The organism is Streptomyces sp. NPDC037271 (genome assembly GCF_055603605.1).
On the sequence record NZ_JBVJVN010000028.1, the window covers coordinates 44,225 to 58,864 of the forward strand.

At 73.2% G+C, this 14,640-nt stretch carries 11 protein-coding genes; 9 read left to right on the forward strand and 2 right to left on the reverse strand.

What is annotated here, in order from left to right:
- Positions 1-3: 3 nt before the first annotated feature.
- From ACZ7G3_RS31480 to ACZ7G3_RS31505, 6 genes are all read left to right on the forward strand, one after another.
- A complete protein-coding gene (locus ACZ7G3_RS31480; protein WP_426555186.1) occupies positions 4-972 on the forward strand; it encodes an ABC transporter permease in 969 nt (322 codons plus the stop codon).
- A 5-nt stretch (positions 973-977) separates the two neighbouring features.
- Positions 978-1,865, forward strand: a complete 888-nt coding sequence (locus ACZ7G3_RS31485; protein ID WP_426597514.1) for an ABC transporter permease — start codon at positions 978-980, stop codon at positions 1,863-1,865.
- Entirely contained in the window at positions 1,862-2,866 is a 1,005-nt protein-coding gene (locus ACZ7G3_RS31490; protein WP_470929710.1) for an ABC transporter ATP-binding protein, read from the forward strand. The genes ACZ7G3_RS31485 and ACZ7G3_RS31490 overlap by 4 nt, the downstream gene beginning before the upstream one ends.
- Positions 2,859-3,518: an ABC transporter ATP-binding protein gene (locus ACZ7G3_RS31495; protein WP_470929712.1), complete on the forward strand. Its 660-nt coding sequence runs from the start codon at positions 2,859-2,861 to the stop codon at positions 3,516-3,518. Before ACZ7G3_RS31490 ends, ACZ7G3_RS31495 begins: the two co-directional genes overlap by 8 nt.
- 125 nt (positions 3,519-3,643) lie before the next feature.
- Positions 3,644-5,248, forward strand: a complete 1,605-nt coding sequence (locus ACZ7G3_RS31500; protein ID WP_470929714.1) for an alkaline phosphatase D family protein — start codon at positions 3,644-3,646, stop codon at positions 5,246-5,248.
- Positions 5,249-5,492: 244 nt separating this feature from the next.
- A complete protein-coding gene (locus ACZ7G3_RS31505) occupies positions 5,493-9,410 on the forward strand; it encodes a glycoside hydrolase family 2 TIM barrel-domain containing protein (protein ID WP_470929716.1) in 3,918 nt (1,305 codons plus the stop codon).
- Positions 9,411-9,461: 51 nt separating this feature from the next.
- Here ACZ7G3_RS31505 and ACZ7G3_RS31510 read toward each other — a convergent pair whose 3' ends face one another.
- Complete coding sequence (locus ACZ7G3_RS31510; protein WP_426597509.1) at positions 9,462-9,824, reverse strand: ArsR/SmtB family transcription factor; 363 nt, start codon at positions 9,822-9,824, stop codon at positions 9,462-9,464.
- Positions 9,825-9,880: 56 nt separating this feature from the next.
- Between ACZ7G3_RS31510 and ACZ7G3_RS31515 the strand changes: the two genes are divergently transcribed.
- From ACZ7G3_RS31515 to ACZ7G3_RS31525, 3 genes are all read left to right on the forward strand, one after another.
- Positions 9,881-11,791: a heavy metal translocating P-type ATPase gene (locus tag ACZ7G3_RS31515; protein WP_470929718.1), complete on the forward strand. Its 1,911-nt coding sequence runs from the start codon at positions 9,881-9,883 to the stop codon at positions 11,789-11,791.
- 118 nt (positions 11,792-11,909) lie between these two features.
- Positions 11,910-13,382, forward strand: a complete 1,473-nt coding sequence (locus tag ACZ7G3_RS31520; protein ID WP_470929787.1) for an AlkA N-terminal domain-containing protein — start codon at positions 11,910-11,912, stop codon at positions 13,380-13,382.
- Between the two features lie 19 nt (positions 13,383-13,401).
- On the forward strand, positions 13,402-13,884 hold the full coding sequence (locus tag ACZ7G3_RS31525; RefSeq protein ID WP_470929789.1) for a methylated-DNA--[protein]-cysteine S-methyltransferase: 483 nt from the start codon (positions 13,402-13,404) through the stop codon (positions 13,882-13,884).
- Here the strand turns inward: ACZ7G3_RS31525 and ACZ7G3_RS31530 are convergent.
- Positions 13,881-14,627, reverse strand: a complete 747-nt coding sequence (locus ACZ7G3_RS31530) for an SIR2 family NAD-dependent protein deacylase (protein ID WP_426597507.1) — start codon at positions 14,625-14,627, stop codon at positions 13,881-13,883. The genes ACZ7G3_RS31525 and ACZ7G3_RS31530 overlap by 4 nt on opposite strands.
- Positions 14,628-14,640 lie beyond the last annotated feature (13 nt).

The following is a 14,640-nucleotide window of genomic DNA, read 5'->3' on the forward strand; positions in this document are numbered from 1 at the left end:
GCGATGGGACGGCTGGCCGGGCGGCGGGCCCTGTTCGCCCTGCCCATCGTCCTCGTCGTCACCTTCGGCGTCTTCGCCATCGCCGCCGCCTCACCGTTCGACCCCGTCAAGGCGTACGCCGGAACCGCCGCGCTCGGCGCCGACCAGGAGACCCTGGACCGGCTGCGGGACAACCTGGGCGTGGACCAGTCGTTCGTCGTCCGCTGGTGGGAGTGGCTGACCTCCGCCGCCACCGGCGACCTCGGCCACTCCGGGGTGATGCGCCAGCCGGTGGCGCAGGTCATCGGCGAACGCCTCGTCTGGTCGGCCCTGCTGTGCGCCGTCGCCTTCGCCGTCGCCGTCCTGGCCGGCACGCTCCTCGGTGTGCTGGCCGCCCGCCGCCCCGGCTCGATGCTCGACCGGGCCGTCACCTCGCTCGCGTACACCCTGGAGGCGGCGCCGGTCTTCTGGATCGCGCTGCTCGCCGTGTGGCTGTTCGCCCTCCAGTGGGACGTGCTGCCGGCCGGCGGCCTGACGGACACCGCGAGTGAACAGGTCACCTTCGGGCAGGTCGCCGGGCACATCGTGCTGCCCGCCGGGGTGCTCGCCGTCTCCCAGCTGCCCTGGTTCATCCTCTACGTACGGCAGGGCGTCGGTGACGCCCTCGCGGAGGACCCGGTGCGCGGGGCGCGGGCCCGCGGCATCGGGGAGGGCACCGTCCTGTTCGGGCACGCCCTGCGGTCGGGGCTGCTGCCGGTGCTCACCCTGATCGGCTCCCGTGTTCCCGAACTCATCACCGGCGCCCTGCTGGTGGAGACCGTGTTCAGCTGGCCCGGCATCGCCGCGGCCACCGTCGAGGCGGCCACCGCCGTGGACTTCCCGCTGCTGGCCGCCCTGACCACCCTCGCCACCGCCGCCGTACTCGCCGGCAACCTGCTCGCCGACCTGCTCTACGGACTGTTCGACCCGAGGGTGAAGCTCAGTGAAATGTGACTCCCATGGCTGACGCCGCCGCCGAGAAGGCCGGCCCCGCGTGGCGCTCCCACGGCGCCGACCGCCGCTCCACCCGCACGCTGCGCCTGCGCGTCTCCGCCGCGCTGCTGACCGTGACCGTCCTCGCCGTCCTGCTCGTGCCGCCGCTGGCGCAGCTCGACCAGCAGGCCGTCGACCTGGCCGCGAAGCTGCGGGCCCCCAGTTGGGAGCATCCGTTCGGCACCGACGACGTGGGCCGGGACCTGCTGCTGCGCTGCGTGTACGGCCTGCGCGTCTCCCTGCTCGTCGGGGTGGCGGCGGCGCTGACGGCCACCGTCGTCGGCACCGCCGTGGGAGCCACCGCCGGGGCGCTGGGCGGCTGGGTCGACCGCGCCGTCATGCGGGTCGTCGACACCCTGTCCTCCGTGCCCCACCTGCTGATGGGCATCTTCATCGTCGCGATGTTCCGGCCGGGCGTCTGGCCGGTGGTGATCTCCGTCGCGCTCACCCACTGGCTGTCCACCGCGCGCATCGTCCGCGCCGAGGTGCTGTCCCTGCGCTCGCGCCCCTACGTCGACGCGGCCGTCTCCGGCGGCGCCTCCCGGTGGCGGGTGGCCGTACGGCACCTGCTGCCGGGCGTACTGCCGCAGGCCGCGCTGGCCGCCGTACTGATGGTGCCGCACGCCATGTGGCACGAGTCGGCGCTGTCCTTCCTCGGGCTGGGGCTGCCCACCCACACCGCGAGCCTCGGCAACCTCATCCAGGAGGCGCGGGGTTCGCTGCTCGCCGGGCAGTGGTGGCCGACCCTCTTCCCCGGCCTGTTCATCATCGTCCCCACCCTCGCCGTCGCCGGTCTCGCCGGTGCCTGGCGGGAGCGGATCAACCCTCGTCGCCGATCGGAGCTGATGCTGTGACCGAGCGAGCCCCCGTGCTGTCGGTACGCGGTCTGTCGGTGCGCTTCCTGATGCCGGGCGGGCGCCGGATCGCCGCCGTCACCGACGCCCACTTCGACGTGGCGGCCGGCGAGTGCCTCGCCCTGATCGGGGAGAGCGGCTGCGGCAAGTCCGTCCTCGCCTCCGCCCTGCTCGGGCTGCTGCCCGGCAACGCGCGGACCGCCGGCGGCGCGCTCCTCGGCGACCTGGACCTGCTCGCCGCCGACGAGCGGACCTTCGCCCGCACCGTACGGGGACGGATGATCGGCCTGGTCCCGCAGAGCCCGGCCGCCCACCTCACCCCGGTCCGCACCATCCGTTCGCAGCTGGAGGAGACGGTCGCGGAACTCACCGCCGTCCGTGGCCGCGCGGCCCTGCGCACGGCCGCCGAGGCCGCCGCCGAGCGCGCCGCGTTCCCGGTGGACCACCTCGACCACCACCCGCACGAACTCTCCGGCGGCCTGGCCCAGCGCGCCGCCACCGCCCTCGCCCTCGTCGGCGACGCCCCGCTGCTGCTCGCCGACGAGCCGACCACCGGCCTCGACCGGGACCTGGTGGACCGCACCGTCGACGAGCTGAGGCGACATGTCGACAACGGCGCGGCCGGGAACGGGGCCGGGGCCGGCGTGGACCGGGCCCTGCTGATGATCACCCACGACCTGGCCGCCGCCGAACGCATCGCCGACCGGATCGCCGTGATGTACGCGGGCAGGATCGTCGAACTGGCCGACGCCCGCGACTTCTTCGGCACCCCCGGCCCCCGCCACCCCTACAGCCGGGGCCTGCTCGACGCCCTGCCCGACCGCGCCTTCACCCCCATCCCCGGGCTGCCGCCCGAACTCGGCGCCCTCCCCGAGGGCTGCGCCTTCGCCGCCCGCTGCGACCGGGCGACCGACGTCTGCGTCGCGCTGCCGCCGCTGACCGCCACGGTCGCCTGCCACCACCCGCACGCAGCGCTCACGGAGGCCGCCGACCGTGCTTGACCTACGCGCCATCACCGCCGGGTACGACAGGAACGCGCCCGTGATCCGGGACGTCTCCCTGTCCGTCGCGCCGGGCGAGGCCGTCGGGCTGCTCGGCCCGAGCGGCTGCGGCAAGTCCACCCTCGCGCGTGTCGCGGCCCTGCTGCACCACCCCCGGGCCGGGTCCCTGACCGTCGACGGCACACCCGTACGGCGCTGGCGCCACCGCGCCCCGCGCGAACTGCGCACCGCCTTCGGCGTCGTCTTCCAGCAGGCCCGGCTCTCCGCGGACCCCAGGCTGGCGCTCAGCGACCTGATCGCCGAACCCCTGCGCGCCACCGGCCGGCGCGAGGACGTCACCGACCGGGTCGCCGAACTCACCGCCACCGTGGGCCTCACCGCCGACCTGCTGAGCAGGCGCCCGCACGAGGTCAGCGACGGCCAGCTGCAGCGCGCCTGCCTCGCCCGCGCCCTGGTGCTGCGCCCGCGCTGGCTGGTGTGCGACGAGATGACGGCGATGCTGGACGCCTCGACCACCGCCGCCCTGGTCCGGGTCGTGGAGGACTACCGCGCCGCCACCGGCGCGGGGTTGCTGGCCGTCGGCCACGACCGGGTCCTCCTCGACCGCTGGTGCGACCGCACCGTGGAATGGGGCACCCTGACGGGCTCCTGAGCCCTTCCGGCCGATCATCCTCATGGACATGTATCGGTCAAGCGCGGTCCACGAGCGCAGCAGTCGGGGTTCACCCGGTGCCGATTGCCTGGTTGTCGTCCGGCCATCCGTCCTCTGGAGGTTCGATGACCCCGCCGCGCACCACCTCTGCGAACTCCCTGAAGAGAAGGGGCTTCCTCGGCATCGCGGGCGCCGCCGGCGCCGGTGCGGTGCTGCTCGGCACCGGCGCCGCACCCGTCGCGGCCGCCCCGGCCGCCGCGCCGGGCCGTGTCCCGGGCGACCCGTTCCAGCTGGGCGTCGCGTCCGGGGACCCGCTCCCCGACGGCGTCGTGCTCTGGACCCGCCTCGCGCCCAAGCCGCTCGACGACGACGGCGGCATGCCCCGGCGCCCCGTCGCCGTGCGGTGGGAGGTCGCCCTCGACGAGCGGTTCAGGAAGATCGTCAGGCGGGGTGTGGAGCACGCCGTGCCCGCGGAGGCGCACACCGTCCACGCCGACGTGCGCGGCCTGCGGCCCCACCACGAGTACTACTACCGCTTCCGCGCCGGCGACGCCCTCTCGCCGGTCGGCCGCACCCGCACCGCCCCGGCCCCCGGCACGGCGCCCACCGTCGACTTCGCGTTCGCCTCCTGCGCGAACTGGGAGCAGGGCCACTTCACGGCGTACCGGCACATGGCCGAGGAGCGGCCCGACGTGGTCTTCCACCTCGGCGACTACCTCTACGAGTACGCCGCCGGCGTCAACGGCAAGGTGCGCACGCACCACGGCGACGAGATGAACACCCTCGCCGAGTACCGCGCGCGGCACGCCCAGTACAAGACCGACCCCGACCTCAGGCTGCTGCACGCGACGGCGCCGTTCGTCGTCACCTGGGACGACCACGAGACCGACAACAACTACGCCGACCTGAGCCCGGAGAACAGCGACGCCGGCCAGGGCAACGACACCACCGCCCGCTTCGCCGCCCGCCGCCGGGCCGCCTACCAGGCGTACTGGGAGCACATGCCGCTGCGCCGCCTGCGCAAGCCGGTCGACACGGAGCTGCCGCTGTACCGGCGCCTGGAGTTCGGGGCCACCGCGACCTTCAGCGTGCTGGACACCCGCCAGTACCGCACCAACCAGCCGTACGGCGACAAGTGGCAGGTCTCCGGACCCGAGCAGTGGGACCCGGAGGCCACCATCCTCGGCGGCGAGCAGCACGCCTGGCTGGAGCGGAGCCTGTCGCGGTCGCGCTCCACCTGGAACGTGCTGCCGCAGCAGATCTACTTCGCCAACTGGGACGCCGTCGCCGGCCCGGACGACGGCGGCTACAACGACGGATGGGACGGCTACCGCGCCTCCCGCGACCGGGTCCTCGGCTACGTCGAGGAGCGCGGCATCGACAACTTCGTGGTGCTCACCGGCGACGTGCACAACAACTGGACCAACGACCTGCGCCGCGACTTCGAGCGCCCCGAGACCCGGCTGCTGGGCAGCGAGTTCGTCACCACGTCGATCACCTCGGGCGGCGACGGCTCGGCCACCCACGATCCCGGCCAGGTGTACTGGGACGAGAACCCGCACACCAAGTACTACAGCAGCCGCCGAGGATACGTGAGCTGCACCGTGTCCAAGGAGCAGTACACCGCCGACTACCGGGTGGTCGACTACGTGACCCGGCCGGGCGCCCCGGTCCGTACCGACAAGTCGTTCGTGATCGAGGCGGGCGTGCCGGGAGTCCAGGCCGTCTGAGTCCAGGCCGTCTGGGCGCAGGCCGTCCGAGCGGCGGGCGTCGGCCCCGGATCCGGGGCCGACCGCTCTCCATCAGGAACCAACAAAGTCCGACGGGGTAATTGATTCGGTTGTGTTCGGGTCCTAGGGTGTGGGCTGACTCAGCAGTCGCTGCGTCACCGGCAGTTGCGCTTCGCCTCCGCATCAACTGCCCTCACAGCACCGTGTGTTGAGCCGCCCCCGATGCCCACGGAAGGCCACGGTCATGCCGCACTCGCCCGTGTCACCCGCCGGATCCCCGGCCCGCCCCGCCCGCCCGGTCGTCAGCCGCCGCCGTCTCCTGGAGGGCGGTGCCGCCGTTCTCGGCGCGCTCACCCTGTCGTCCGCGTCGCCCGTCGTGGCGCACCCGGCCGGCCGGCGGGCGGCGGCCGACGAGCCCCCGGAGTGGAACGACTTCGGCGTCTTCCGCGTCGGCACCGAACCGCCGCACACCACGCTCATGCCCTACCCGGACGTGAGAGCGGCCCTCGCCGGCGACCGCACCCGCTCGCCGTACCGGCAGAGCCTCGACGGCACCTGGAAGTTCGCCTATGCCGACCGTCCCGAGGACCGGGACGCCGACTTCCACCGCACCGACACCGACGACGGCGACTGGGAGACGATCCCGGTCCCGTCCGTGTGGCAGCTGCACGGCCACGACTTCCCGATCTACCTGAACATCACCTACCCGTACTGGGGCCCCAACGGCCTCGGCGAGGACCCGCAGCCGCCCGCCGCCCCGACCCGCTACAACCCGGTCGGCCAGTACCGGCGCACCTTCACCGTCCCGCGCGACTGGAAGGGCCGCCGCACCTTCCTCCACTTCGAGGGCGTCAAGTCCGCCCACTACGTGTGGATCAACGGCGAACTGGTCGGCTACGACGAGGACTCCTACACGCCCTCCGAGTACGACATCACCGACCACCTGAAGGCCGGCACCAACCAGATCGCCGTGGAGGTGTACCGCTACGCCGACGGCGACTGGCTGGAGGACCAGGACATGATCCGGCTGAGCGGCATCTTCCGCTCGGTCTACCTCTACTCCACCCCGGCCGTGCACCTGCGCGACTTCAAGCTGGACACCCCGCTCAACGACACGTACACGGACGCCGAGCTGGCGGTCACCGCGAGCGTGCGGGCGTACGGCGACGGCGAGTCCGGCCGGTACACGGTCGAGACCCAGCTGTACGACGCGCGCGGCCACGCCGTCTGGTCCCGGCCGCTGGAGCAGTCCGCCGACCTCGGCACGGCCGGTGCCGGTCAGGACGTGACCGTACGGGCGGCGAAGGCCGTACCGAAACCCAGGCTGTGGTCGGCCGAGCACCCCGACCTCTACACGGCCGTCCTGCGCCTGCGGGACCCAGCGGGCAAGGTGATCGAGACCCTGTCCCACCGGGTCGGATTCCGCGAGTTCGCGCTCAAGGACGGGCTGATGCGGATCAACGGCAGGCCCGTCTCCTTCCGCGGCACCAACCGCCACGAGATGCACCCGGCCCGCGGCACCGCCCTCACCCGCGAGGACATGGTCGAGGACATCAAGATCATCAAGCGGATGAACATGAACAGCGTCCGCACCTCGCACTACCCGAACAACCCCCTGTGGTACGAACTCGCCGACGAGTACGGCCTCTACCTCGTCGACGAGACCAACCTCGAGACCCACGGCATCCGCGACGAGTACCCCGGCGACCACCCCGACTGGACCGAGGCCTGCGTCGCCCGCGCCCAGAACATGGTGCACCGCGACAAGAACCACGCCTCGGTCGTCATCTGGTCGCTCGGCAACGAGGCCGGCGGCGGCAGCACCTTCACCGCCATGCACGACTGGATCCGCTCCTACGACCCCACCCGCGTCATCCAGTACGAGGGCGACGACCGCCCGGGCATCAGCGACATCCGCTCCGAGATGTACGACAGCCCGCAGCGCGTCGAGCAGCGGGCGAAGGACACCTCCGACACCCGGCCGTACGTCATGATCGAGTACGCCCACGCGATGGGGAACTCCAACGGCAACTTCAAGAAGTACTGGGACATCGTGCGCGGCCACGACGTGCTCCAGGGCGGCTGGATCTGGGACTTCGTCGACCAGTCGCTGTACACGCCCGTACCGGCCCGCACCCTGCTGACCGAGGCCGGTCCGGCCGGGCTGCGCGGCGAGATCCTCGCCACCCGCGGCAGGCTCGACCGCGACAAGGGCCTGTCCGGCATCACGGTCTTCGAACGCGACGACAGCCTCGACCTGACGGACTCGCTGACCCTGGAGGCCTGGGTCACGCCGCACGTCACGGGCTACCACCAGCCCATCCTCGCCAAGGGCGACACCCAGTACGCGCTGAAGCAGACCGACCGGCGACTGGAGTTCTTCATCCACTCCGGCGGCCAGTGGATCACCGCGAGCTGGACCGTGCCGGACGACTGGACGGGCCGGGAGCACCACATCGCGGGCGTCTTCGACGCGGACGCCGGGACCCTGACCCTGTACGTCGACGGCGCGGCGCGGGCCACCCGCACCACCGACCGGCGGCCCAGCAGCAACACCGCGCCCCTCGCGCTCGCCACCGACGCCGACGCCCAGACCCGCGAGTTCAGCGGCACCATCCGCCGCGCCCGCGTCTACGCCCGCGCGCTCGGCGCCGCCGAACTCGCCTCCGACGGCCGCGGTCCCGGGGACGACGGCGTGCGGTTCTGGTTCGACGCCGCGACCGTCAAGGCCACCGAGAAGCGGCCGAGGGACAAACGGTTCCTCGCGTACGGCGGCGACTGGGGCGACAACCCCAACGACGGCGCCTTCGTCGCGGACGGCATCGTCACCGCCGACCGCGGGCACACCGGCAAGGCCGTCGAGGTCAAGCGCGTCTACCAGGCCGTCAACGCCACCCGCACCCCGGGCGGCGGCCCCGGCGCCGTCACCCTCACCAACGAGTACCTGTTCACCAACGTGCGCGAGTTCGACGGCCGCTGGGAACTCGTCGCCGACGGCAAGGCCGTACGGCGCGGCAGGCTGACCCGGAACCAGCTGGACGTGGCGCCGCAGTCGAGCAAGGACATCACCGTCCCCGTCCGGCTGCCGGACGACCCCGACCCGGGCACGGAGTACTTCCTGGAGCTCTCCTTCACCACCAGGGAGTCCACGCCGTGGGCCAAGGCCGGCTTCGAGGTGGCCCGGCAGCAGCTCCCCGTCGAGACCGGCGGCCCCGACGTGACCCCCGTACGCCTGGAGAGCGTCCCGGCCCTGCGCCACGACGACCGCGACGAGGACGTCAGGATCAGCGGCAGGGGCTTCTCGGTCACCGTCGACAAGCGCACCGGCACCATCACCTCCTACGAGGCGAAGGGCACCCGGCTGCTCACCTCCGGGCCCGCGCCCAACTTCTGGCGGGCGCCCACCGACAACGACAAGGGCAACGGCCAGCACAACCGCAACCAGACCTGGCGCGACGCCGGCGCCCGGCGGAAGGTGACGGACGTGACCGTGCGGGCCCTGGGCGACCGGGCCGTCGAGATCAAGGTCTCCGGCACGCTGCCCACCACGGTGGAGTCGGCGTACACCACCACGTACACGGTGTTCGGCAACGGCGAGATCAAGGTCGACAACACCCTGCACCCCGGCGCCGCGAACCTGCCCTACATCCCCGAGGTCGGCACCCTGCTCTTCCTGCCGCGCCGGCTGGACCGCCTGCACTACTACGGCCGCGGCCCCGAGGAGAACCACTGGGACCGCAACACCGGCACCGACGTCGGCCTGTACTCCGGGACCGTCGCCGAGCAGTGGACGCCGTACATCCGCCCGCAGGAGAACGGCAACAAGACCGACGTCCGCTGGATCGCCCTCACCGACCGGCACGGCGTCGGCCTGCTCGCGTCGGGCGAACCCCTGCTGGAGGCCAACGCCTCCTTCTTCACGCCGGAGGACCTGTCGGCCGGCGTGCGCCACGACTACCAGCTGACGCCGAGGGACGAGGTCGTCCTGCGCCTGAACCACCGTCAGATGGGCGTCGGCGGTGACAACAGCTGGGGCGCGCACACGCACGACGAGTTCAAGCTCTTCGCCGACCGCGACTACGCGTACACGTACCGGCTGCGCCCGCTGACGGACGTGAAGGACGCGATGGCGGCCTCACGGCGGCCCACGGCGACCGAATAGCACCGTCCGCATCCCGTACCCGACCCGTCGCCGCCCGTGTGCGGCGGCGGGTCATTCCGTCGCGTCGCTGATCCCCAGCCGCAGGTGCTCCACGTGGTACACGGCCTGGTCGAGCAGCTCGGCGACATGGTGGTCGTGCAGCGCGTACACCACCGAACGGCCGCGCCGCTCACCCACGACGAGGCCCAGGTTGCGCAGCAGCCGCAGCTGGTGCGAGCAGGCCGACTGCTCCATCCCGACCTCCGCCGCCAACTCGGTGGCGGGCAGCGGGCCTTCGCGCAGACGGGCCAGGATCAGCAGCCGGGACGGCGTCGACAGGGCCTGGAGCGTGGTGGCGACGTTGGCGACGTTGTCCGCGTCCAGACGCACGCGTGCGGCGGCGTCCTGCGCGGTGGTGGCGGCTCCGTGACCCATGCGCTCATCCTACTCACCACACATGAAAGCATGAATGAGTCTTCATCTGTTCCTGTATGGTGTGCCGCGTGTCCACCACACTCGCCCCCGCTCCCGTCCCCGCACCCGCCCGGACGGCACCCCGTCGCCGCACCCGCGTCCTCGCCCTGCCCGAGGCCCGCTGGGCGCTCGTCTCCCTCGTCGCGTTCCTGCTCGCGCTCCCCCTCGACCTCGGCGGCGCCCCCGCCTGGACGTACGGCCCGCTGTACGTGGTCGCCTACGCCGCCGGCGGCTGGGAGCCCGCCCTGGAGGGCCTGCGGGCGCTGCGCGAGAAGACCCTGGACGTCGACCTGCTGATGATCGTCGCGGCGCTCGGCGCGGCATCCATCGGGCAGGTCCTCGACGGCGCCCTGCTGATCGTCATCTTCGCCACCTCCGGCGCCCTGGAGGCCCTGGCCACCGCCCGCACCGCCGACTCCGTACGCGGCCTGCTCGACCTCGCCCCCACCACCGCGACCCGCGTGAGGGGTGACCGCGAGGAGACCGTCCCCACCGCCGACCTCGCCGTCGGCGACGTGCTCCTGGTCCGGCCGGGGGAGCGGATCGGCGCCGACGGCTCGGTCGTCGACGGCGCCGGAGAGGTCGACCAGGCGAACATCACCGGCGAATCCGTCCCCGTCCTCAAGCGCCCCGGCGACGACGTCTTCGCCGGCACCCTCAACGGCACCGGCGCCCTGCGCGTCCGCGTCGAACGCGACCCCGCCGACTCGGTCATCGCCCGCATCGTCACCCTCGTCGAGGAGGCGTCCCGCACCAAGGCGCCGACGCAGCTGTTCATCGAGAAGATCGAGCAGCGTTACGCGGTCGGCGTGGTGGTCGCCACCCTCGCGGTCTTCGGCATCCCGCTCGCCTTCGGCGCCGACCTCACGGACGCCCTGCTGCGCGCCATGACCTTCATGATCGTCGCCTCGCCCTGCGCGGTCGTCCTCGCGACCATGCCGCCCCTGCTCTCCGCCATCGCCAACGCCGGCCGGCACGGCGTCCTGGTGAAGTCGGCGGTCGCCATGGAACGCCTCGGCGAGATCGACGCCGCCGCCCTCGACAAGACCGGCACCCTCACCGAGGGCACCCCCGAGGTGACCGCCGTACGGCCGCTGCCCGGCTCCGGCCTCGACGAGGACGCCCTCCTCGCGCTCGCCGCCGCGGCCGAGCACCCCAGCGAACATCCGCTGGCCCGCGCGATCGTGGCCGCCGCCCGCGCCCGCGGCCTGGACATCGCGTCCGCACAGGACTTCACGGCGACCCCGGGCCACGGCGTCACGGCGACGGTCGACGGCCACGAGGTACGGGTCGGCCGCGCCCAGACACCCGAGGGCGCCGAAACGACCGTCCAGGTCACCCGCGACGGCACCCCCGTCGGCACCCTCGCCCTCACCGACCGCCTCCGCGTCGACGCCGCCGGGGCCACCGCCGCGCTCACCGCCCTCACCGGCACCGCCCCCACCCTCCTCACCGGCGACAACGCGGCCGCCGCCGCCCGCGTCGCCACCGCGACCGGCATCACCGACGTCCGCGCGGACCTGCTGCCCGAGGACAAGGTCGAAGCCGTACGGGAACGGGAACGGGCCGGCCGCAAGGTGCTCTTCGTCGGCGACGGCGTCAACGACGCCCCCGCGCTCGCCGCCGCGCACACCGGGATCGCCATGGGCCGCGCCGGCTCCGACCTGGCCCTGGAGACGGCGGACGCGGTCGTGGTGCGCGACGAGCTGGCGGCCGTACCCGCCGTCGTGGCGCTGTCCCGGCGCGCGCGCAGGCTGGTGCTGCAGAACCTGGTCATCGCCGGTACGTTCATCACCGTCCTCGTCCTGTGGGACCTGATCGGACACCTGCCGCTGCCGCTCGGCGTCGCCGGCCACGAGGGCTCGACCGTGCTGGTCGGCCTCAACGGGCTGCGACTGCTGCGCGAGTCGGCATGGCGACCCGAGTGACCGGGGAGGCCCTGGTGACCAGGGCGATCCGGCGAAGCCCAGGAAGCGCGACGTCGATGTCGGATTCCCGCCAGCCCCGGCCCGGCCGGTGGTCCATCCTGGACGCATGCAGACGGGAATGCACACCGACACCGAGCGCTGCGTGCGCGCCGTCCGGTCGAAGGACGCGCGCTTCGACGGCTGGTTCTTCACGGCGGTCGTGACGACCGGGATCTACTGCCGGCCCAGCTGCCCGGTGGTGCCGCCCAAGCCCGAGAACATGACCTTCCACCCGAGCGCGGCGGCCTGCCAGCAGGCCGGGTTCCGGGCGTGCAAACGCTGCCGCCCGGACACCAGCCCCGGTTCCCCGGAGTGGAACCGGCGTGCCGACCTCACCGCCCGCGCCATGCGGCTGATCGCCGACGGCGTCGTGGACCGAGAGGGCGTACCCGGCCTCGCCGCCCGGCTCGGCTACAGCACCCGGCAGGTCGAACGCCAGCTGCTCGCCGAGCTGGGCGCGGGCCCGCTCGCGCTCGCCCGCGCGCAACGCGCGCAGACCGCCCGCCTGCTCGTCGAGACGACCCCGCTGCCCATGGCGGACATCGCCTTCGCGGCCGGTTTCTCCTCCGTCCGGACCTTCAACGACACGGTCCGCGAGGTCTTCGCGCTCTCCCCGAGCGAGCTGCGCACCCGCGTGCCGCAGAGCAGCGTCGCCCGCACCACCCCGGGCGCCCTCTCCCTCCGCCTCCCCTTCCGCGCCCCCCTCAACCCCGACAACCTCTTCGGCCACCTCGCCGCCACCTCCGTACCCGGCGTGGAGGAGTGGCGGGAGGGCGCGTACCGGCGCACCCTGCGCCTCCCGTACGGTCACGGCATCGTGGCCCTCACCCCGAACCCCGACCACATCGCCTGCCGCCTCACCCTGAGCGACCTGCGCGACCTGACCGTCGCCATCAGCCGCTGCCGGCGCCTGCTCGACCTGGACGCCGACCCGCAGGCCGTCGACGACCAGCTGCGCACCGACGAGCTGCTCGCGCCGCTGGTCGACAAGGCGCCCGGCCGGCGTGTCCCGCGCACGGTGGACGAGGCGGAGTTCGCCGTACGGGCGGTGCTCGGCCAGCAGGTCTCCACCGCCGCCGCCCGTACCCACGCCGCCCGGCTGGTCACGGCACACGGCGACGCGGTCGACGACCCCGAGGGCGGTCTGACCCACCTCTTCCCGTCGGCGGCGGCGCTGGCGGAGGTGGACCCCGACACCCTGGCCATGCCCCGCACCCGCCGCACGACCTTCACCACCCTCGTGTCCCACCTGGCCGACGGCTCGCTCAACCTGGGCGTCGAGTGCGACTGGGTCGAGACCCGCGCCCGGCTCCTCGCCCTCCCCGGCTTCGGCCCCTGGACCGCCGACGTCATCGCGATGCGCGCCCTCGGCGACCCCGACGCCTTCCTCCCCACCGACCTCGGCATCCGCCGCGCCGCCGCCGAACTGGGCCTGCCCTCGACCCCGGCCGCGCTCACCGCCCGCGCGGCGGCCTGGCGGCCCTGGCGGGCGTACGCCGTCCAGTACCTGTGGGCGACCGACAGCCACCCGATCAACTTCCTGCCCGTGTGAGGAACAATCCGTGGGATCCCTGAAACAGCACACCGTGATCGACAGCCCGTACGGCGCGCTCACCCTCGTCGCGGAGGACGGCGCCCTGTGCGGCCTCTACATGACCGACCAGCGCCACCGCCCACCGGAGGAGACCTTCGGGGCGGCCGACGACGGGCCGTTCGCGGAGGCGGAGGAACAGCTGACGGCCTACTTCGCCGGTGAGCTGAAGGACTTCACCCTCGACCTGCGCCTGAACGGAACCCCGTTCCAGCGCACCGTCTGGGACCAGCTGCGCCGCATCCCGTACGGCGAGACCCGCACCTACGGCGAACTCGCCGCCGCCCTCGACACCCCGAACGCCTCCCGCGCCGTCGGCCTCGCCAACGGCCGCAACCCGATCGGCATCATCGTCCCCTGCCACCGCGTCATCGGCGCGAGCGGCAGCCTCACCGGCTACGGCGGCGGCCTGGAACGCAAGCGGCGGCTGCTGGACTTCGAACGAGGCTCGGCGCTCTTCTAGTCACCCTGGGCGGTGCCGGGGCCCAGCCCGCGCAGCAGCTCGGGCAGGGCGGTGCCGATCGGCTCCCGGACCACCTCGTCGGCCAGGTCGTCGTACGGCGTCGGCTCGGCGTTCACGACGACCAGACGGGCCCCGTGGCCGACGGCCACGTCGGCCAGTCCGGCGGCGGGGTGCACCTGGAGGCTGGTGCCGACGGCGACGAACACCTGGCACGCCTTGCTGATGGCGACCGCCTCGCCCAGTACCACCGGGTCGAGGTGCTCGCCGAACATCACGGTCGCCGGCTTCAGGATGCCGCCGCACTCCAGACACGGCGGGTCGTCCTCACCGGCCGCGACCCGGGCGAGCGCGTCCTCCATCGGACCCCGGGCACGGCAGCCCGTGCACACGTAACGGCGCGCGGTGCCGTGCAGTTCGAGGACCTTGCGGGCGGTCAGCCCGGCGAGCTGGTGCAGTCCGTCCACGTTCTGCGTGATCACCCGGACCGGCACCCCCGACCGCTCCAGCTCGGCCACCGCGCGGTGCGCCGCGTTCGGCTCGGCCCGCAGCGCCCCGCTGTCGCGCCGCATCAGCCAGGAGCGGCGCCTGATCTCCGGATCGCCCATGTAGTACTCGTACGTGACGAGCTTCTCGGCCTCCGGATCGCGCCGCCACAGCCCGCTGGGGCCTCGGTAGTCCGGGATGCCGGAGTCGGTCGAGACGCCGGCACCGCTCAGGATGGCGACGAGGGGCTTGCTGGTCATGCGGTCGAGGGTA